This is a genomic window from Allobosea sp. CRIB-10, from assembly GCF_900112185.1.
In the GTDB taxonomy this organism is placed as follows: domain Bacteria; phylum Pseudomonadota; class Alphaproteobacteria; order Rhizobiales; family Beijerinckiaceae; genus Allobosea.
Genome location: NZ_FOKP01000004.1, coordinates 1 through 20409, shown reverse-complemented (window position 1 = coordinate 20409; position 20409 = coordinate 1). Strand labels below are relative to the sequence as shown.

The 20409-nt window shown below is 67.3% G+C and carries 17 protein-coding genes; 11 read left to right on the top strand and 6 right to left on the bottom strand.

All coding sequences use genetic code 11. The annotated features are described in order from the left end of the window. Nucleotides 1-30 precede the first annotated feature (30 nt). Both BMZ69_RS07050 and BMZ69_RS07045 read left to right on the top strand, forming a co-directional pair. Complete coding sequence (locus BMZ69_RS07050) at nt 31-318, top strand: type II toxin-antitoxin system Phd/YefM family antitoxin (RefSeq protein WP_092155877.1); 288 nt, start codon at nt 31-33, stop codon at nt 316-318. Then, the gene (locus BMZ69_RS07045; RefSeq protein ID WP_175506698.1) at nt 315-692 is read left to right on the top strand and encodes a type II toxin-antitoxin system VapC family toxin; all 378 of its coding nucleotides are present in this window, start codon (nt 315-317) and stop codon (nt 690-692) included. Before BMZ69_RS07050 ends, BMZ69_RS07045 begins: the two co-directional genes overlap by 4 nt. A 79-nt stretch (nt 693-771) precedes the next feature. On the opposite strand, the gene BMZ69_RS07040 is transcribed toward BMZ69_RS07045, so the two are convergent. From BMZ69_RS07040 to BMZ69_RS07030, 3 genes are all read right to left on the bottom strand, one after another. Then, nucleotides 772-1653 (bottom strand): SDR family NAD(P)-dependent oxidoreductase, encoded by an 882-nt coding sequence (locus BMZ69_RS07040; RefSeq protein WP_092155875.1) that lies wholly within the window; start codon nt 1651-1653, stop codon nt 772-774. An 85-nt stretch (nt 1654-1738) separates the two neighbouring features. After that, the gene (locus tag BMZ69_RS07035) at nt 1739-2308 is read right to left on the bottom strand and encodes a TetR/AcrR family transcriptional regulator (RefSeq protein WP_092155874.1); all 570 of its coding nucleotides are present in this window, start codon (nt 2306-2308) and stop codon (nt 1739-1741) included. Between the two features lie 86 nt (nt 2309-2394). Then, the gene (locus BMZ69_RS07030; RefSeq protein ID WP_092155873.1) at nt 2395-3300 is read right to left on the bottom strand and encodes a LysR family transcriptional regulator; all 906 of its coding nucleotides are present in this window, start codon (nt 3298-3300) and stop codon (nt 2395-2397) included. Between the two features lie 90 nt (nt 3301-3390). Between BMZ69_RS07030 and BMZ69_RS07025 the strand changes: the two genes are divergently transcribed. Then, entirely contained in the window at nt 3391-4314 is a 924-nt protein-coding gene (locus BMZ69_RS07025) for a hypothetical protein (RefSeq protein ID WP_092155872.1), read from the top strand. Continuing rightward, entirely contained in the window at nt 4311-5324 is a 1014-nt protein-coding gene (locus BMZ69_RS07020; protein WP_092155871.1) for a DUF2891 domain-containing protein, read from the top strand. Before BMZ69_RS07025 ends, BMZ69_RS07020 begins: the two co-directional genes overlap by 4 nt. 174 nt (nt 5325-5498) lie before the next feature. Here BMZ69_RS07020 and BMZ69_RS07015 read toward each other — a convergent pair whose 3' ends face one another. Beyond that, nucleotides 5499-6644: an alpha-hydroxy acid oxidase gene (locus BMZ69_RS07015; RefSeq protein ID WP_092155870.1), complete on the bottom strand. Its 1146-nt coding sequence runs from the start codon at nt 6642-6644 to the stop codon at nt 5499-5501. A gap of 198 nt (nt 6645-6842) precedes the next feature. Between BMZ69_RS07015 and BMZ69_RS07010 the strand changes: the two genes are divergently transcribed. Next, nucleotides 6843-9044, top strand: coding sequence for a glycoside hydrolase family 3 N-terminal domain-containing protein (locus BMZ69_RS07010; protein WP_092155869.1), 2202 nt, complete (start codon nt 6843-6845; stop codon nt 9042-9044). Between the two features lie 137 nt (nt 9045-9181). Beyond that, entirely contained in the window at nt 9182-9385 is a 204-nt protein-coding gene (locus BMZ69_RS07005) for a cold-shock protein (protein WP_057190882.1), read from the top strand. A gap of 169 nt (nt 9386-9554) precedes the next feature. Here the strand turns inward: BMZ69_RS07005 and BMZ69_RS07000 are convergent, their stop codons facing one another. Further along, nucleotides 9555-10418: a DMT family transporter gene (locus tag BMZ69_RS07000; RefSeq protein WP_092155868.1), complete on the bottom strand. Its 864-nt coding sequence runs from the start codon at nt 10416-10418 to the stop codon at nt 9555-9557. Between the two features lie 316 nt (nt 10419-10734). Between BMZ69_RS07000 and BMZ69_RS06995 the strand changes: the two genes are divergently transcribed. The 4 genes from BMZ69_RS06995 to metH all read left to right on the top strand — a co-directional run bounded on the left by BMZ69_RS06995 (nt 10735) and on the right by metH (nt 17940). Further along, nucleotides 10735-12102, top strand: coding sequence for an aminotransferase-like domain-containing protein (locus BMZ69_RS06995; protein WP_244543253.1), 1368 nt, complete (start codon nt 10735-10737; stop codon nt 12100-12102). A 159-nt stretch (nt 12103-12261) separates the two neighbouring features. Then, the gene (locus tag BMZ69_RS06990; RefSeq protein WP_175506697.1) at nt 12262-13275 is read left to right on the top strand and encodes an ArsR/SmtB family transcription factor; all 1014 of its coding nucleotides are present in this window, start codon (nt 12262-12264) and stop codon (nt 13273-13275) included. Then, nucleotides 13275-14186, top strand: coding sequence for a methylenetetrahydrofolate reductase [NAD(P)H] (gene metF, locus BMZ69_RS06985; RefSeq protein WP_092155865.1), 912 nt, complete (start codon nt 13275-13277; stop codon nt 14184-14186). Before BMZ69_RS06990 ends, metF begins: the two co-directional genes overlap by 1 nt. A gap of 4 nt (nt 14187-14190) precedes the next feature. After that, nucleotides 14191-17940, top strand: a complete 3750-nt coding sequence (metH, locus tag BMZ69_RS06980) for a methionine synthase (RefSeq protein ID WP_092155864.1) — start codon at nt 14191-14193, stop codon at nt 17938-17940. Between the two features lie 31 nt (nt 17941-17971). Here metH and BMZ69_RS06975 read toward each other — a convergent pair whose 3' ends face one another. Further along, entirely contained in the window at nt 17972-18859 is an 888-nt protein-coding gene (locus tag BMZ69_RS06975; RefSeq protein ID WP_092155863.1) for a LysR family transcriptional regulator, read from the bottom strand. A 117-nt stretch (nt 18860-18976) separates the two neighbouring features. On the opposite strand from BMZ69_RS06975, the gene BMZ69_RS06970 reads away from it, so the two are divergent. Then, a complete protein-coding gene (locus BMZ69_RS06970; protein ID WP_092155862.1) occupies nt 18977-20176 on the top strand; it encodes an MFS transporter in 1200 nt (399 codons plus the stop codon). Nucleotides 20177-20409: the final 233 nt, after the last annotated feature.

Genomic DNA, 20409 nt, shown 5'->3' with positions numbered 1-20409 from the left:
GCTAACTCGCGATCCGCCGCGGAGGCGTCGATGCCAGTCGTTAACGTCCATGAGGCCAAGACCAACCTCTCGCGTCTGATCGAGCAGGCTCTGCGAGGCGAGGAGGTCGTCATCGCGCGCAACGGCGTGCCGGCGGTCAAGCTGGTACAGGTCGAGGCGCAGGCCGAGACGATGCCGAAGCGCCAGCCCGGCTTCTGGAGCGGCCAGATCAGGGAGATCGATCCGGACTGGTGGAAGCCTGACGATGGGCTTGCTGATCTTTTCGAGGGCAGCGAAAGCTTCGAAGACCGTGACGGCAATTGGCAGAAGCCAAGGTGAGGCTGCTGCTCGACAGCCACATCCTGTTCTGGTGGGCGACGGCCCGGCTCGAGCGCTTGCCACCGGTAATCTGTGAAGCGATCGGCACTGCCGAAGACATTTTCGTCAGCGTCGCGACGGCCTGGGAACTCGAAATCAAGCGCAATGCTGGTCGCTTCGACCCCGGCCTTTTCGATTGGGCGGCTCTGCCAAGCCATGGCATGACCATTTTGGCGATCGAGCTCGAAGATGCATTCGCTGCGGCCCGTCTGCCTCTCGTCCATCGTGATCCGTTCGATCGGATGATCGTTGCGCAAACGATGCGACGCGGCCTGACGCTTGTTACGGCCGACGCGACTTTGAGCGGTTACGGTGTGGCGACCCTTAGGGCGTAGCAGACTGCGCCCTCGGCCTTCAACATCTCGCCTATCGCTATCCTGGATGGCGTGTGGTCGCAGAGCGCCATGGTCCAGCTTACGCCCGCGCCTCCCCGCCGAGCAGCTTCTGCAAAGCCGCGAGGTCCGTCCCCTCAAAATCCGACGACCGGCCGACCTGCGCCCAATCCGCCGCCTGCTTCTGCCGCTCGGCCTCCGCCTGGGCGAGGACGAAGAGGGCGTCGCTGCCGAGGACGAGATGGGCCGGCAGCCTTTCGCGCCGGCTGAGGTCGAGGATGATCCCAGCGATGCGTTCGGGGTCGCCGATCTCCTTGCCGACGTAAGTCCTGAGCAGGTCGAGCACGGCGCCGACGCTGGGCTGGTAGTCCGGCATCACGGCCGGGGTGTTGCCGCGGGCGATCTCGCCCCATGAGGTGCGCATGCCGCCGGGCTCGACGCAGACGATGTTGACGCCGAAGGGCGCGACCTCCCTGGCGATCACCTCGCTGAAGCCGCCGACCGCCCATTTCGCCGATTGATAGGCGCTGAGGCCCGGCGTAGCCGTGCGACCGCCGACCGAGGAGATGTTGATGACGTGGCCGGAACGCTGGGCCCGCAGCACCGGCAGGGCGGCGCGGGTGAGGTTCACGACCCCGTAGAAATTGGTCTCGATCTGGGCGCGGAAGCTGTCCTCGCTGGTCTGCTCGAAGGCTGCGGCGTGGCCATAGCCGGCATTGTTCACGAGCACGTCGAGCCGGCCGAAAGTGTCGACTGCGACGGTCACGGCCACGTTCGCTGCCGCCATGTCGGTGACGTCGAGTGCGAAGGACAGCAGCGTGTCGGGGTAGCGGGCCTCGAGATCGGCGAGGCGGCCGGGATCGCGCGCGGTCGCGACGACAGTGTCACCGGCGGCGAGGGCGGTCTCAGTGATCGAGCGGCCTAGGCCGCGGGCGGCGCCGGTGATCAGCCAGGTTTTCGTCATGTGCTGTCCTCTCGATATTGTGAGTGAGTGCTTGCTCATTTAAATTGGTCGAAAGAGCCCAGGCGGCCCCTTCTGTGACTTGTGTTCAGACGGAGATGCCGTCCCAGAAGACCGTAAAGCCGGTCTTCCTGTAGTGCTCGTGCCGGTGCGGCTCCTGCGCGATCAGGTCGAGCGTCATGGTGCCGATGGCGTCGAGAACCGCGCCGATGAAGCTCTGCGGCTCGCCTTTGAGCACGCCGTCACGGCGCCCCTGCTCGAACATGGTGCTGATCTCGGCGAAGGCGACGGCCGACTTGTCGCGGGTCTCCTGGGTGATCCGGCCCGAGACGGCGAGCTGGCGCAGCGCCTTGCGCTTGGCGGGATGCTTCGCGCCCCAGTCGATGAAGCCGTTCCAGAAATGCTCGAAGCGGTCGCGCACGCTGCCATGGCTCGGGTAGGATGGCACGGTGAGCCTGGCGAAGTCGGTCTTCAGCTCGAGATAGAGCTGGTTGAGCAGGTCGTCCTTGCTGGCGAAATAGGTGAAGAGCGTGCCCTCGGCGAGCCTTGCCTCCTTCGCGATCTTCGCGGTGGGCGCGCCGGTGCCATGTTCCGCCACCAGCTTGCAGGCGGCGGCCAGGATTGCTTCGCGCTTTGCTTCGCTGAGGGGGCGGGCCATGAACGGGTCAAATCTGAATGAGTGAGTGATTGCTCATTTATCTGGATGCGATGGGCGCGGGAGTCAAGGCCGCCTGCGCTCGCGTTCTAAAGCGAGCGTCCGACCCGCTCGATCGCGGTCAGGAACCATCTCAAGGCCGGATCGGCCGTGGCGCGGCGGCCATGCAGCAGGTCGATGGCGAAGGGCGGGGTGTCATAGGGCAGGGGCATGAGCGTCACCCCGGCGATCGCGGCCAAGCGCCCGGCGACGCGCCGCGCCATGGTCGCGACCAGATCGGTGCCGGCGACGGCGAAGGGCACGGCGACGACATGGGCGAGCGTGACCGCGACCCGGCGCTTGCGGCCTTCCATGGCGAGGATAGCGTCGACAACGCCGGGCGAGCCGTCGCCGCCGGCGGAGGAGAACAGCGCATGCGGCAGCCGGAGGTACTCGTCGGCCGTCAGCGGCGTAGCGTGCGCCTTGTCGCGAATGCAGACGAAATCCTCCTCGAACAGCGTGCGCCTGACGATGCGGGGAGAGTCCGGCAGATGGCCGCCGATCAGCGCATCGACATCGCCGCGTTCGAGGGCGGCGAGGCTGGCGGCGGCATCGCCGATCGGCCTGACGACGAGGTCGATGCCGGGCGCGTCCTGGCGCAGCAGGGCGACGAGCGGCGGCACGACGACGAGGTCGCCATAGTCGGTCACGGCAATGGTCAGGCGGCGGTAGGCGGTCGAGGGCTCGAAGGCGGTATCCGGCGCCAGCGTCGCCCTGATCCGGGCGAGTGCCTCGCCGATCGGCCGGGCGAGTTCCAATGCCCTGACGGTCGGCTGCATGCCGGCGGCGGTGCGGATGAAGAGCTCGTCGCCGAACAAGGCGCGCAGGCGCGTCAGCGCACTGCTCATCGAAGGCTGCGCCAGCCCGATGCGCTGGCCGGCGCGGGTGACGTTGCGCTCCTCCAGCAGCGCCTCGAAGGCGACGAGGAGGTTGAGATCGATGGCAGCCAAATTCATCTGAGCAATAATACCGATAGTAAAAATCGATTTCCACAATGCCGTGCGAACTGCTGAAAGGGGCGCGCTTGAAACGACCGGACGAGGCGCATGCGAGCATCCCTGTCGCGCCTCGTGCCGCGCGGCCCGACCATCCTGGCTCTCGGCGTCCTCGTCGGCCTGGCCTCACCGGCGCTGGCCGAGCTGACTCGGCCATCGATGCCGGTGATGATCTTCATCATCGTGCTCGGCACGCTGCTGCGGACCGATGGCAAGGCCGTCATCGCCGTGCTCGGGCGCCCCGCGCTTTCCGTTCTGCTCCCCGTCACCGTGATGGTCGCCTGTCCGATCCTTGTCGGTTTGCTCGCCCACCGTCTCGAGCTCGGTACCGAGCTCGCGCTGGCGCTCGTGCTGGCCACCGCAGCTCCACCATCGAGCGGCACGGCAGCGGTGGCGCGGATGCTCGGGCTCGACGGCACGGTGCCCCTTGCCGTCACGCTGCTGTGCATGGCGCTCGCCCCGCTCACCGTGCCGCTTCTGGCCGGCTGGTTCGGCGGGATCGGGCTTAGCGCCTTCGACCTCGCCTTGCGCCTGGCCCTGCTGGTCGGCGGCGCCGAGGGCGTCGCCCTAATGCTGCGGCGCTTTGCGGGATCGCAGCTGCAGAGCCATGGCGAAGCGGTCGACAGGATCGTGATCGCGGCGCTGCTCGTCTTCGTGATCGCGACCATGGCCGGGGTGCGCGCGCAGATCGAAGCGGATTGGCAGGGAGCGCTGCTCTGCCTCGCGCTCGCCTTCGCCTGCAATCTTGGTCTGCAGGGCGTCGGTGCGGTCCTGCTGCCGGGCACGCTCGCCGAGCGTTTGACCGTCGGCCTCATCCTCGGCAACCGCAATGTCGGGCTGGTCTGGTCGGCGCTCGGCGCCGCCGCCTCGCCGCGCATGGCGCTGTTCTTTGCGGCGACGCAGTTGCCGATCTATCTCACCCCGCGCCTGATCGACCTGCTAATCACCTACGCCAGAGCAAGGAAGCCATCATGACCGCAGCCCATCTGACGGAAGAGCTCGCGCTCCGTTTCGCCCGCATCGCGCTCGGGCATGTCGGGCGCGAATACCCGAACAAGCCGGATCACACGCTGGCGGGGCCGGAGGACGCGCGCACCCCGCGTGAGCTGCATCCGATCTTCTATGGCAGCTATGACTGGCATTCCTGCGTCCACAGCTACTGGATGCTGGCGCGCTTGCTGCGGCGTTACCCCAACTTCGAAGCGGCCGCGGATATCCGCGCGCTGTTCGACGGGCAGCTGACGCCCGAGAAGGTCGCGGTCGAATGCGCTTACCTCGCCGCGCCGACCGCGCGCGGCTTCAAGCGCCCCTATGGCTGGGGCTGGCTCCTGAAGCTGGCGGCGGAGCTCAGTCTGCTCGACGACAAGAGCTGGTCTGGGACCATCGCCCCGCTGGCCGAGGCCTTCGCGCAGCGCTTCCGCGATTTCCTGCCGCTCGCGACCTATCCGGTGCGGGTCGGGACGCATTTCAACACCGCCTTCGGCCTGCGCATGGCGGCCGACTATGCCACCGCGATGGCGGATGACGCGTTCGCCGTCCTGCTGCGCGAGACGGCCCAGCGCTGGTATGGCGAGGATGCCGACTGCCCGGCCTGGGGCGAGCCGAGTGGCGATGATTTCCAGTCCTCGGCGCTGATCGAAGCCGAGTGCATGCGCCGGCTGCTGGCGCCGGAAGCTTTCCTGCCCTGGTTCGACCGTTTCCTGCCGAGGCTGGAGCGCCGGGAGCCGGCGACCTTGTTCCGCCCCGCGACCGTAACCGATCGCAGCGATGGCAAGATCGCGCATCTCGACGGGCTGAATCTCAGCCGCGCCTGGTGCTGGCGGGCGCTGGCCGGGGCGCTGCCGGAAGGTGATACCCGCCGCGCGGTGGCGGAGGCCGCCGCAGCCGAGCATCTCGCCGCGGGAATTCCGCATATCGCCGGCGACTATATGGGCGAGCACTGGCTGGCGAGCTTCGCGGTCCTGGCTCTGGAAGAGGAGCCGTGAGCGCTTAGGGGCTCGTCGATGTTCGGAAACTCTCTGCCCTCATCCTGAGGAGGCCCGCAGGGCCGTCTCGAAGGATGGTCCAGCTAGATCCGGAGCTTCCTGGAGCATCCTTCGAGACGCCATTCCCAAGGGAATGGCTCCTCAGGATGAGGGCTATCGTAGGCCTGAACAGGCTCAGGCCTTGCCCTTCACCAGGATGCTGGCGTCGACATCCTGGATGTCGCGCTTGCCGCAAAGGGCCATGGTGATGTCCAGCTCCTTGCGGATGATCTCGAGGGCGAGCCTGACGCCGTCTTCGCCCATGGCGCCCAGCCCATAGAGGAAGGGGCGCCCGATCAGCACGCCGCGGGCGCCGAGCGCCACCGCCTTGAGCACGTCCTGGCCGGAGCGGACGCCGCCATCCATCCAGACCTCCATGCGCCCGCCGACCTGCTCGACGATCCCCGGCAGGGCCGCGATCGAGGAGACCGCGCCGTCGAGCTGGCGCCCGCCATGGTTGGAGACGATCAGCGCATCGGCGCCGCTCTGGGCTGCGAGCTCGGCGTCTTCGGCGTCGAGGATGCCCTTCAGGATCAGCTTGCCGCCCCAGCGATCCTTGATCCATTTGACGTCGTCCCAGCTCAGCGTCGGGTCGAACTGCTCGGCGGTCCAGGCCGAGAGCGAGGTCATGTCGCCGACGCCGGTGGCGTGGCCGACGATGTTGCCGAAGCTGCGCCGCTTGGTGCCGAGCATGCCCATGCACCAGCGCGGCTTCAAGGCGAGGTTGATCAGGTTGGCGATGGTCGGCTTGGGCGGAGCCGAGAGGCCGTTGCGGATGTCCTTGTGGCGCTGGCCGAGGATCTGCAGGTCGAGCGTCAGCATCAGCGCCGAGCAGCCGGCCGCCTTGGCGCGGTCGATCAGGCGCTCGATGAAGGCGCGGTCGCGCATCACATAGAGCTGGAACCAGAACGGCTTGTCGGTGTTCTGGGCGACGTCCTCGATCGAGCAGACGCTCATGGTCGAGAGCGTAAAGGGAACGCCGGCCCGGGCTGCCGCTTTGGCCGCGAGGATCTCGCCATCGGCGTGCTGCATGCCGGCGATGCCGGTCGGGGCGAGGGCGACCGGCATCGAGACCTGCTCGCCGATCATGGTCGAGGCCAGCGTGCGGTTGGTCATGTCGACCGCGACGCGCTGGCGCAGCTTGATATTGGCGAAATCGGCCTCGTTGGCGCGGTAGGTGCTCTCGGTCCAGGCGCCGGAATCGGCATAGTCGTAGAACATGCGCGGGACGCGGCGCTTCGCCTGCAGACGCAAATCCTCGATGGTCAGAAGCTGGGCCATGGTCGCCAAATCCCGCGTTTTCTCCGTTCGCTCGGTCGCATGGAACGAAGCGGGAGGCAACCGCGGAGGCCGAGAGTCCCGGCATGCCGGCCCTGCTTCAGCCCCTGTTCATCGCGCTGCGGCGATGCCGGCGGTTGAGCCGGGCGGCCCGATCCTGTAGGGCGGCCTTCCTACCTCACGCTTCAGCGAGACCTTTCCATGCTTCTGCGGCTCGTCGCTGCATTCCTGTTCTGCGGCCTTGCGACCGTCGCCTCCGCCCAGCAGGAGGGCGTCGGCTGGAAGAGCGGGCGCGAGGCTGCGCAGATCGAGCGCAAGATCACCGCGCTGATCGGCAGGATGACGCTGGAGGAGAAGGTCGGCCAGCTCCACCTCTCCGGCCGCGGCGAGGGCTTCGACATCAGCCAGGTCAAGGCCGGCCGCATGGGCGCGGTGATGAACTTCGTCGTGCCGGCCGAGGTTCGGCAAGTCCAGGAGGCGGTCCGGCAGTCGCGCCTCAAGATTCCGCTGATCATCGGGCTCGACGCCGTCCACGGCTTCTCGACCTATTTTCCGCTGCCACTCGGCCAGGCGTCGAGCTGGAATCCGCAGCTGATCGAGCAGGCGGCCTACTGGACCGGGCGCGAGGCGCGGGCGGCCGGCGTGAACTGGACCTTCGCGCCGATGGTCGACATCTCGCGTGATCCGCGCTGGGGACGGGTGCTGGAGGGAGCGGGCGAGGACGCCCACCTCGCCAGTGTGATCGCAGTTGCACGGACGCGCGGCTATCAGCGCGGCGGCGTCGCGGCGAGCGTCAAGCACTTCGTCGGCTATGGCGCGGCCGAGGGCGGGCGCGACTACAATTCGACCTGGATCCCGACGAGCCAGCTGCACGACCTCTTCCTGCCGCCGTTCAAGGCCGCCTTCGACACCGGCGCGATGACGGCGATGGCGGCCTTCAATGCCCTCAACGGCATGCCGGCCACGGCCCATCGCGGCATGCTGACCGACCTGCTGCGCGGGAAATGGGGCTTCCGCGGCTTCGTCACCTCGGATTTCGGTTCGATCACCGAATTGCGCCTGCACGGCATCGCCAAGGACGACGCCGAGGCGGCGCGCAAGGCGCTGCTCGCCGGCATCGACATGGACATGATGGGCGATGTCTACCACAAGCACCTCGCCAATGAGGTGAAGGCCGGCCGCGTGCCGGTGAAGGCGCTCGACGAGGCCGTCCGGCGTGTGCTCCGGGTCAAGTACCATCTCGGCCTGTTCGAGCGGCAGGACGTCGACGTCGCTGCGGCGCCGTCGCTGATGCAGACGGAGGAGGCCCGTAAGGTTGCTCGCCAGGCGGCGCGCGAGGGTGTGATCCTGCTCAGGAACGACAGGCAGACGCTGCCGATCGCGCCGTCCGTCAAGTCGGTCGCGGTGATCGGCGCCATGGCGGTGCCGGAGGACGAGCGGGTCTGGACTGATCCGGCCGGGCTCGGCCGCCGCGTCGTGCAGCCGCTGCCGGAGGCGCTGCGCGAGCAGCTGCCGTCCGACGTTACGATCACCTACGAGCCGGGCTTCGCCAAGAATTGCGGCACCGAGTTCAAGGACAAGGATGCCGCCTTGAAGGTGGCGGCCGCGGCCGATCTCATCGTCACCATGCTCGGCGAGGATTGCGAGTTCATGGGCGAGGGCGCCTCGCGCACCGATCTCGGGCTGCCCGGCGTGCAGCAGGAGCTGCTGGAGGCGCTGGTCGCGACCGGCAAGCCGGTCGTCCTGGTGCTGGCGACCGGCCGGCCGCTGGTCCTGACCTGGGCCGACAAGCATGTCGCCGCGATCGTCCAGACGTTCCATGGCGGCACCGAGGGACGCGCCGCGATCGCCGAGGTGCTGGCCGGCAAGGTCAATCCGGCCGGGCGGACGCCGATGAGCTTCCCGCGCTCGGTCGGGCAGATCCCGGTCTATTACGACCAGCTGCCGACGGGGCGGCCGCAGAAGATCCGCCAGCGCTATGAATCGATCTACATGGACGAGGCCAATGAGGCGCTCTATCCGTTCGGCTTCGGCCTGTCCTATAGCCGCTTCGCCTATGCCAATGCGCGGGTGACGAACGCGAAGGTGCCGTTCAATGGCGCGACCGAGGTCGCCGTCGACGTGACCAATCAGGGGGATCGCGACGGCCAGGAGGTGGTACAGCTTTATATCCGCCAACCGGTGGCGGAGCGCTCGCGGCCGCTGCGCCTGCTCAAGGGCTTCGAGAAGATCACGCTCAAGGCCGGCGAGACCAGGACGGTTCGGTTCAAACTGGAGGGCAAGGCGCTCGGCGGTCATGACGATGACGGCCGCTACCAGCTCGATCCGGGTATCGTCGAGGTTTATCTCGGAGGCTCTTCACTCGCTACGGTAAGGACGGAATTCGAGCTGGCTAAGCCTTAAGCGGACGTAACGGCAACTGCCGGCGGTTTCATCTCGACAAGCTTGCGTTTTCGGTCAATCCTCAGCTTCGCGGGGCCTTTTCGACAGTGTTGCCGAGGGGCTCCGTTACGACCACGGATGCTCCAAGGGATGCGGCGATGGCGACCGGAACCGTCAAATGGTTCAATACCGAGAAGGGCTACGGCTTCATTCAGCCTGCTGACGGCGGCAAGGATGTGTTCGTACACATCACTGCCGTCAAGGAAGCGGGCCTGATGTCCCTGACCGAGGGACAGAAGCTCTCCTTCGACCTGAAGACCGAGCGCGGCAAGACCGCTGCAGGCGACCTGAAGCTGCTCTGAACGCAGCCGAAGGACTGGTAGGCGTGACGAAGGCTGCAGGCCTGCGGTTGTAAGCATTGCGCCCTAAGCCGACAGGGCGCGCTCCATCCGGCCCTCATTGGTCCGGCAACTACGCGTTCGCGACCAAACCCGCCGCCATGCTTGATGCCGAGTGATCGGCGTTCCGAACCTATCGCGCGTAGCGCCGTGCGCCCGCGACGCAGAGCACGACGGCGGCCGAGGTCGCGATCATCTGCCAGCCGACGGTTTCGCCGAGCAGCAGCCCCGCCAGCGCCAGGCCAAAGAAGGGTTGTAGCAGTTGCAGCTGCCCGACCGCCGCGATGCCGCCCTGGGCGAGGCCGCGATACCAGAACACGAAGCCGATCAGCATGCTGAACAGCGAGACATAGGCGAGGCCGAGCCAGGCGGGCCCGCCTGTCTGGCTGAACGAGGCCGGCAGCGTCGCCAGCGAGAGGCCGGCCATGATCGGCAGCGACAGCACCAGCGCCCAGGAGATCACCTGCCAGCCGCCGAGATGGCGCGAGAGCCGCGCGCCTTCGGCATAGCCGAGCCCGCAGACGATGACGGCGGCGAGCATCAGCAAGTCGCCGACGGGAGAGGCGGCGATGCCTTGCGTCCAGGCGAAGCCGACGACGCAGAGGCTGCCGAGAATGGCGAAGAGCCAGAAGGCCGGGCGCGGGCGCTCGCCGCCGCGCAGCACGCCGAAGATCGCGGTCGCGAGCGGCAAGAGGCCGATGAAGACGATCGAATGGGCGGAGGTGACGTGCTTCAGCGCCAGAGCGGTCAGCAGCGGGAAGCCGACGACGACGCAGAGCGCGACCACGGCGAGCGGCAGCAAGTCGGCGGTGGCGGGACGCTTCTCACGCAGGGCAAGCAGCAAGGCGAGCCCGAGCAGGCCGGCGATGGCGGCGCGTGCGACGGTCAGGAACACCGGGTCGAAATCGGCGACGGCGACGCGCGTCGCCGGCAGTGAGCCGCTGAAGATGACGACGCCGATGAAACCGTTGAGCAGGCCGTTCGCAGTCTTGTCCATGATACCTCCAGTGAGCCCGCCCGACACCTCCAGCCCTCATCCTGAGGAGGCCGCACGGCGGCCGTCTCGAAGGATGATCCAGGAGGCTCCGGAGCCAACTGGAGCATCCTTCGAGACGCGATCTGCGATCGCTCCTCAGGATGAGGGTTGTGGAAGGGCAGACAGACTCTTTCGCCCTTCTGCTTGCGGGGAGTCACGGTCGATTTCCAGAGACAGTCCGGTACAGTTCCGGCAAACTGTCCTGATGCAGGAAACCGTACAGATTAAGGCTTCGGCCGATCATGCGGCAGCAGCCGACACGCTGGTCGGACGCGTCATGGCAACGATCCGGCAGCGGATCGCCGGGCGGACGCTGGCGCCGGGCGCCAAGCTGCCCTCGATCCGCGGTCTGGCGCAGAGCATGGGCGTGTCGAAGTCGACGGTGGTCGAGGCCTATGAGCGGCTGGCGGCGGAAGGCGCGATCCAGGCGCGGCAGGGCTCGGGCTTCTATGTCCGGCGCCTGCCGCCGCTCTGCCTCGCCGATGTCGCGCCGAGGCTCGACCGGGCCGTCGACCCGCTCTGGATTTCGCGGCAGTCGCTCGATGCCGGCGTGGACAGCCTCAGGCCGGGCTGCGGCTGGCTGCCGCCGGACTGGATGCCGGAAGCCTCGATCCGCAAGGCGCTGCGCAAGCTCGGCCGGGCCGATGCGGCGACGCTGGCCGAGTACGGCACGCCGCTCGGCTTAGCCGGGCTGCGCCATCTGCTCGCCCATCGCCTGGCCGAGCGCGGCGTCGAGACCTCGCCGGACCAGATCGTTCTGACCGAGTCGGGCACGCAGGCGATCGACCTCGTCTGCCGCTTCCTGCTCGAGCCCGGCGATACGGTGCTGGTCGACGATCCCTGCTATTTCAATTTCCAGGCGCTGCTGAGCGCCCATCGCGCCCGTGTCGTCAGCGTGCCCTATACGCCGTCGGGGCCGGACCTCGCCTTGTTCGCGCAGGCGCTGAGCGAGCACCGGCCGCGGCTCTATGTCACCAATTCAGCCCTGCATAACCCGACCGGCGCGACACTCTCCGCCGCGACCGCGCATCGCCTGCTCAAGCTCGCCGAGCAGGCCGGCCTGACCATCGTCGAGGACGATATCTTCGGCGATCTCGAACCGGACACTGCGCCGCGTCTTGCCGGGCTCGACGGGCTGGAGCGGGTGATCCAGATCGGCAGCTTCTCGAAGACGCTCTCGGCCTCGGTGCGCTGCGGCTACATCGCCGCAAAGCCGGACTGGGTCGAGGGGCTGACCGATCTCAAGGTCGCGCTTTCCTTCGGCGGGGGGCGGCTCGCGGCCGAGCTGGTGCTCGATATCCTGAAGGACGGCAGCTATCGCCGGCATGTCGAGACGCTGCGCCAGCGGCTGGGGCGGGCCATGGCGGAGACGCGTGGCCGGCTCGCAGCGCTCGGCATCGAGCCCTGGCTGACGCCGCGCGGTGGGCTGTTCCTGTGGTGCCGTCTGCCTGATGAGCGCGATGCGGGGGCGATTGCGCGGCATGCCTTGGGCGAGGGTGTCGTGCTCGCGCCGGGCAACGCCTTCAGCCTGTCGGGGACGGCGCGGCAGTTCATGCGCTTCAACGCGGCGCAATGCGCCGATCCGCGTATCTTCAGCGTGCTGCGCGGGGCAATGCGGGCGGCTCCGTCAGGCAAGCCTGTTTAAGGAGAGTATGCGGAGCCTTTCTCCCCGGGGAGCAGAGAGGCCGGCGTTTGTTTGAACCGTCGCTTCCGACTGAAATATCGGACAAGCAGGCTTGCCATCTCCGTCGTTCTGACATAAAGATATCTTTATATCTTTCACAGAATTTCGAGGCGTTTGCCGGTGACCAGCCGCTTCCACCATTCGCTGCCGACCCTACTGGCTTCGCTGCGCGCGGCGGGCGAGGAGACTCGCCTGCGAATCCTGGCGCTGCTGGCGGAGGGCGAGCTTTCGGTGTCCGACCTCACCGACATCCTCGGCCAGTCGCAGCCGCGCATCTCGCGGCATCTCAAGCTGATGGCCGAGGCCGGCCTGCTGCGCCGCTCGCGCGAGGGCGCCTTCGCCTTCTTCCGGCTCGACGATGCGACGCCGGGCGGCGCGCTCGCCCTGGCGCTCGCTCGCGACCTCGATCCTGCCGATCCGGTTCTCGCCGCCGATCGCGAGCGCCTCGCCGCCGTCCGTGCGACCCGAGCCGCGGCGGCGCAGTCCTATTTCGCCAATGTCGCGCGCGAGTGGGATCAACTGCGCACGCTGCATGTTCCCGATGCCGCCGTCGAAGCCGCGGTCGAGGCCGCCGTCGGCGGGACGCCTCTGCAGGCGCTGCTCGATCTCGGCACCGGCACCGGGCGCATGCTGGAGCGCCTTGCGCCCAAGGCGACCCGTGCGGTCGGTGTCGATGCCAGCCACGCCATGCTGGCGGTCGCGCGCGCCAATCTCGAAAAGGCCGGGCTGTCCCGGGTCGAGCTGCGTCAGGGCGACATCTACGCGCTGCCCTTCGCGCGCGGCTCCTTCGACCTCGTGATCGTGCACCAGGTGCTGCACTTCCTCGACGATCCCGCCCGCGCCCTGCGCGAGGCGGCGGCGCTGCTCTCGCCCGGCGGGCGGCTGATCCTGGTCGATTTCGCGCCGCACGAGATGGAATTCCTGCGGACCGAGCACGCCCATCGCCGGCTCGGCTTCGACAAGGAGGAGATCGTCGCCTGGTTCGCCGAGGCCGGCCTCGACTGCGATCTCGCCGAGGAGATCACGGCGTCCGACGGGGCGTCCGGTCAGCTCGGCGTCATGCTCTGGCGCGGGCGCGACCGGCGCCTCCAGGGTGATTTCCCGATTCGCCAGTTCGATCGTGAGGTTGCGTGATGAACGCGTTCCGTCCCAGCCGCCACGGCTCGCGCCGCCCGCGTGTCTCCTTCGAGTTCTTCCCGCCGAAGAACGAGGAGATGGAGGTCAATCTCTGGGACAGCGTGCGCCGGCTGGAGCCGCTCGGGCCGGCCTTTGTCTCGGTGACCTATGGCGCCGGCGGCTCGACCCGCGAGCGCACCCACAACACCGTCAAGCGCATGATCGACGAGACGGGCCTCAAGCCCGCCGCGCATCTGACCTGCGTTTCGGCGTCCTGCGCCGAGGTCGACGACGTGATCCGCTCCTATTGGGCGGCGGGCGTGCGCCATATCGTGGCGCTGCGCGGTGATCCGGCCGGCGGGCTCGGCACCACTTATGAGCCGCATCCGGAAGGCTATCACCAGACCTCGGACCTGGTCGAAGGCATCCGCAGGATCGGCGAGTTCGAGGTCACCGTCTCCGCCTATCCGGAGAAGCATCCGGAGGCGGCCTCGCTCGATGCCGACATCGACGCGCTGAAGAAGAAGGTCGATGCCGGCGCGACCCGGGCGATCACCCAGTTCTTCTTCGATAACGACGTCTATTTCCGCTATCTCGACAAGGTCCGCTCGCGCGGCATCGAGATCCCGATCCTGCCGGGCATCGTTCCCGTGCAGAACTTCAAGCAGACCGCCGGCTTTGCCCGCAAGACCGGGGCGAGCGTGCCGCAATGGCTGGCCGACCGCTTCGAGGGGCTGGAGGACGATCCGGCGACGCGCCGGCTGGTCGCCGCCGCCGTCTGCGCCGAGCAGGTGCTCGACCTGATCGATCGCGGCGTCTCCGACCTGCACTTCTACACGATGAACAAGGCCGACCTGGTCTATGCGATCTGCCATCTCGTTGGCCTGAAGCCGGAGAAGACGCAGGCGCAGCAGGTGGCGGCGGAGTAAGCGGATGTCCGACTACGAGCCCACACCCGCCGACGGCGCCGAGATCGAGCGCGCCCTGCGTCAGGCCGCTTCCGAGCGCATCCTCATCCTCGATGGCGCGATGGGGACGCAGATCCAGGACCTGAAGCTGACCGAGGCCGATTTCCGCGGCGAGCGCTTCAAGGGCTGGAACCACGATCTCAAGGGCAATAACGACCTGATCGCCCTGACCATGCCGGATGCGCTGCGCGACATCCATCTCGCCTATTACCGGGCCGGCGCCGACATCGTCGAAACCAACACATTCTCCGGCACCTCGATCGCCCAGGCCGATTACGGCATGGAGGCGATCGTCTACGAGCTCAACGTCGAATGCGCCCGGATCGCGCGCGAGGCGGCCGAGATCGCCCGCAAGGAAGACGGCCGCCGCCGCTTCGTCGCCGGCGCGATCGGCCCGACCAACCGCACGCTCTCGATCTCGCCCGACGTCAACAATCCCGGCTTCCGCGCCGTCACCTTCGACCAGGTGCGCGAGTCCTACGCCGAGCAGGTGCGCGGCCTGATCGATGGCGGCTCCGAATTGCTGCTGATCGAGACGATCTTCGACACGCTCAACGCCAAGGCGGCGATCGTCGCGATCCAGGAGGTCTTCCGCGAGAAGGCGACAAAGCTGCCGGTGATGATCTCCGGCACGATCACCGACTTGTCCGGCCGCACGCTCTCGGGCCAGACGGTCGAGGCCTTCTGGAATGCGGTGCGCCATGCCGACCCGCTGACGATCGGCCTCAACTGCGCGCTGGGCGCCCGCGAGATGCGCGCCCATATCAAGGACATGTCGCGCGTCGCCGGCACCCTGGTCTGCGCCTATCCCAATGCCGGCCTGCCCAACGAATTCGGCCTCTATGACGAGCGGCCGGAAGCGACCGCCAGGATGCTGGCCGAATTCGCCGATGCCGGCTTCGTCAATATGGTCGGCGGCTGCTGCGGCACGACGCCAGGCCATATCCGCGCCATCGCCGAGGCCGTCGCCGGTAAGGCGCCGCGCGCCATTCCCTCGCCGAAACCCTATCTCAGACTCGCCGGCCTCGAGCCGTTCACGCTCGACGAGACCATCCCCTTCGTCAATGTCGGCGAGCGCACCAACGTCACCGGCTCGGCCAAGTTCCGCAAGCTCGTCACCGCCGGCGATTATGCCGCGGCGCTCGACGTCGCGCGCGACCAGGTCGCCAACGGCGCGCAGGTCATCGACATCAACATGGACGAGGGCCTGCTCGATTCCGAGAAGGCGATGACCGAGTTCTGCAACCTGATCGCTTCCGAGCCGGACATCTCCCGCGTGCCGATCATGGTCGATTCCTCGAAGTTCCATGTGATCGAGGCGGGCCTGAAGACGATCCAGGGCAAGCCGATCGTCAACTCGATCTCGATGAAGGAGGGCGAGGAAGCCTTCCTCGAGCATGCCCGCATCTGCCGGCAATATGGCGCGGCCGTCGTCGTCATGGCCTTCGACGAGACCGGCCAGGCCGACACTTATGAGCGCAAGATCGAGATCTGTACGCGCGCCTACAAGCTCCTGACCGAGGTCGCGGGCTTCCCGCCCGAGGACATCATCTTCGATCCGAACATCTTCGCGGTGGCGACCGGCATCGAGGAACACGACAACTACGGCAACGACTTCATCAACGCGACCCGCACGATCCGCGAGACGCTGCCGCACGCGCACATTTCCGGCGGCGTCTCGAACCTGTCCTTCTCCTTCCGCGGCAATGAGAAGGTCCGCGAAGCGATGCATTCGGTCTTCCTGTACCACTGCATCAAGGTCGGGATGGACATGGGCATCGTGAATGCCGGCCAGCTCGGCTCCTATGACGACCTCGATCCGGAACTGCGCGAGCTCTGCGAGGACGTCGTCCTCAACCGCCGCAAGGATGCGACCGAGCGCCTGCTGGATGCGGCGCCGCGCTTCAAGGGCGACGGTTCGACCGCCTCGTCCGGCAAGGATCTCGCCTGGCGCGAGGCCGATGTGCACGAGCGCCTCAAGCACGCATTGGTCAACGGCATCACCGAGTTCATCGAGGCCGATACGGAGGAGGCGAGGGCGCAGGCCGAGAAGCCGCTTCACGTCATCGAGGGGCCGCTGATGGCCGGCATGAACGTGGTCGGCGACCTGTTCGGCGCCGGCAAGATGTTCCTGCCGCAGGTTGTGAAGTCGGCTCGCGTGATGAAGCAGGCCGTCGCCTATCTGATGCCGTACATGGAAGAGGAGAAACGCCTCAATGGCGGCGCCGAGCGCCAGGCCGCCGGCAAGGTGCTGATGGCGACGGTGAAGGGCGATGTCCACGACATCGGCAAGAACATCGTCGGCGTCGTGCTCCAGTGCAACAATTACGAGGTGATCGACCTCGGCGTGATGGTGCCGACCCAGAAGATCCTCGACACCGCGCGCAAGGAGAAGGTCGACATCATCGGTCTCTCCGGGTTGATTACGCCCTCGCTCGACGAGATGGTCACCGTCGCCTCCGAGATGGAGCGCGAGGGCTTCGACATCCCGCTGCTGATCGGCGGGGCGACGACGAGCCGTGTCCACACCGCGGTGAAGATCCACCCGGCCTACAACCAGGGCCAGGCGGTCTATGTCACCGACGCCTCGCGCGCGGTCGGCGTCGTCTCCAGCCTGCTCTCGCAGGACCAGAAGCCCGCCTATATCGAAGGCGTCCAGGCCGAATACGAGAAGGTTGCCGCCGCCCATCGCCGCTCCGAGGCGGACAAGCAGCGTTTGCCGCTCGCCAAGGCGCGCGCCAACGCCTTCAAGCCGGACTGGGCCGGCTACCAGCCGCCGAAGCCGAACTTCCTCGGCACCCGCGTCTTCCGGACCTACGATCTCGCCGAGCTCGTGCCGCTGATCGACTGGACGCCCTTCTTCCAGACCTGGGAGCTGAAGGGCCGGTACCCTGCGATCCTGGAGGACGAGAAGCAGGGCGAGGCGGCGCGCCAGCTCTGGGACGATGCGCAGGCGATGTTGAAGCGCGTCGTCGAGGAGCGCTGGTTCAATCCGAAGGCGGTGATCGGCTTCTGGCCGGCCAATGCCGTCGGCGACGACATCCGCCTCTATACCGGCGAGAGCCGGCAGGAGACGCTCGCGACCTTCCACGGCCTGCGCCAGCAGCTTTCCAAGCGCGACGGCAAGCCGAACATGTGCATCTCGGACTTCGTCGCGCCGGAAGGCGGTTCGCCGGACTATATCGGCGCCTTCGTGGTGACCTCGGGCGCGGAAGAGGAGCGCATTTCCGAGCGCTTCGCCCGTGACAATGACGACTACCGCTCGATCATGGTCAAGGCGCTGGCCGACCGCATCGCCGAGGCCTTCGCCGAGCGCATGCACCAGCGCGTGCGCACCGAGTTCTGGGCCTATGCGCCGGACGAGGCCTACTCGAACGAGGAGCTGATCCGCGAGGAGTACCAGGGCATCCGCCCGGCGCCGGGCTATCCGGCTCAGCCCGATCATACCGAGAAAGCGACCCTGTTCGAGCTGCTCCAGGCCGAGCGCCGCGTCGGCGTCAAGCTGACCGAGAGCTACGCGATGTGGCCAGGCTCCTCGGTTTCCGGCCTCTATCTCTCGCATCCCGACGCCTATTACTTCGGCGTCGCCAAGGTCGAGCGCGACCAGGTCGAGGATTATTCGGTCCGCAAGGGCATGGATATCCGCGAGGTCGAGCGCTGGCTGGCGCCGATCCTGAACTACGAGCCGAGCGCCTATGCGGAGGCGGCGGAGTGATCCCTGGCCCGCTGCCGGCAAGGCAGCGGGATCACGCGGCCAGGAATTCCTCCGCCGCGAAGTCGACGAAGGCGCGCAGCTTCGGCGAGGCGTAGCGGCTCGCCGGCCACATCACGCTGAACTTGGTCTGCGCCTCGACATAGCCAGCGAGGATGCGGACCAGCGAGCCGCGCTGAAGATGTTCGGCGACGGACAGGTCGGGAACGCAGGCGATGCCGAGCCCGCTTTCGGCGAGGCCGATCTGCGCTTCGAGCGCGTTCGTCACCACGCTGGGTCGGATCTCGACCTGCGCGAGCTCGCCGCCTCTCGACAGGGGCCATTGGTGGAGCTTGCCGGTATTGGCATAGCGATAGACGAGACAGGCATGCCGGGCGAGGTCCTCCGGTGTCTCCGGTTTGCCCATCCGGCGGAAATAGTCCGGTGAGCCGACCAGCGCCTGGCGGAAATGGCCGAGGGTGCGGGTCATCAACCGGGAATCGGCGTGCTCGCCGGTGCGGAGCACCACATCGAAGCCTTCGCCGATGACGTCGACCACTCGGTCGGTGGCATCGAGCTCGAGCTCGATCTCGGGGTGGCGCTGCTTGAAGGCGGTGAATTTCGCGATCGGGATCATGCTCATCGAGGGCAGGCTGACGCGCAGCTTGCCTTGCGGCGTCGCCCGGCTGCGAGAGAGTTCCAGTTCCGCCGCTTCATATTCGCAGAGGATGCGCCGGCAGCGTTCGAGGAACATCGCGCCTTCCGGCGTCAGCGTGACGCTGCGGGTCGAGCGGTGGAACAGCCTGGCGCCGAGCCGATCCTCCAGCCGCGCCACCGCCTTGCTGACGGCCGAGGCGGAGATGCCGAGCTTGCGGCCAGCTTCGGTGAAACCATCGGCTTCGGCCGCATGCACAAAGGCGAAGAGCGCTCCGAGACTATCCATGCGGCGGTCACCCGGTCATGACGGAAATGTCCAAAGTGTCATGAGTTGTGTCCTGTTTTTCGTTCATTGGGAACCAGCTACCTGAAGCGCCAACCCATCTTCGAAGGCGCTATAGCCATGACATCAGCGACAGATACGATCTCGGCCGGCACGAGCGAAGCGAGGCTACCCTTGGGCGGCCTGCTGGCGCTCGCCATGGCGGCCTTCATCACCCTCCTGACCGAAATCCTGCCGTCGGGCCTGCTCCCGCAAATGGCGCAGAGCCTCGGACGATCCGAGGCGTTGATCGGCCAGCTGGTTACCGCCTATGCGGTCGGCTCGCTCCTCTCCGCCATCCCCCTGACGATCGCCACGCAGAACTGGCGGCGGCGCACATTGCTGCTGCTCGCCATAGGTGGCTTTGCCGTCGTCAACACGGTGACCGCGATCTCCGACAGTTATGCTGTCACGCTGGTTGCCCGTTTCGTCGCCGGCATGAGCGCCGGGCTGCTCTGGGCGCTGGCGGCCGGCTATGCGGCGCGCATGGTGCCAGACCATCTGCAGGGCCGCGCGATCGCCATCGCCATGGTCGGCGCGCCGCTCGCCCTTTCGCTCGGCATTCCGACGGGAACCTTCCTCGGCACGCTGCTGGGCTGGCGCTGGACCTTCGGCGTGATGAGCGGGCTGACTGTGCTGCTCGTCTTCTGGGTTCTGGCCAAGGTGCCGGATTTCCCCGGCCAGAAGCGGGGTCAGGAGTTCGGGCTGAAGGCGGTCTTCACGCTGCCGGGCGTGCGGCCGGTCCTGTTCGTGGTCTTCGCCTATGTGCTCGCCCACAACACGCTCTACACCTATATCGCGCCCTTCCTGGAGCCGGCCGGCCTTAAGGAGCGGACCGATGTCGTGCTGCTGGTCTTCGGCCTGGCCTCGTTGCTCGGCATCTGGATCACTGGAGCCTTGATCGATCGCTTGCTGCGCGAGCTGGTCCTGGCAAGCGTCGCGCTGTTCGGCTTCTCGGCCCTGGCGCTCGGGCTCGCAGGGACAATGCCCGCCGTGATCTACGGTGCGGTCGCCATCTGGGGGCTAGCCTTCGGCGGCGCAGGGACGCTGTTCCAGACCGCCTCCGCCAAGGCGGCGGGCCATGCCGCCGACGTCGCGCAGTCGATGCTGGTGACCACATGGAATCTCGCCATCGCAGGCGGCGGCATCCTCGGCGGATTGCTGCTGAGCGGGTTCGGCGTTGCCCCGTTCCCCTGGGTGCTGGCGGCGCTGCTGATCGCCACCTTCGCGGTTGCGTGGGCTGCGAAGAGCCATGGCTTCCGCGCCGCCACGCCCAGATGACCCCATTGGCGCCGTGAAGGGGAGGCGCGGGGAACCCTCTCCTGGAAGGAGAGGGCAGGGTGAGGTGTAGGCTGCCTGACCAGCTCCGCGAGGCCCGACCGCGCGGTGAGGTTCACGCCAACGTTTCCGCTCCGAACACCTTGTAACTCTCATTTTGCCTCATCTGCTATACCAGCGGTTGCGGTGGCAGGTGGAAGACCGACAGCCCTGAGGGACACCAAGCCCGTGGGTGA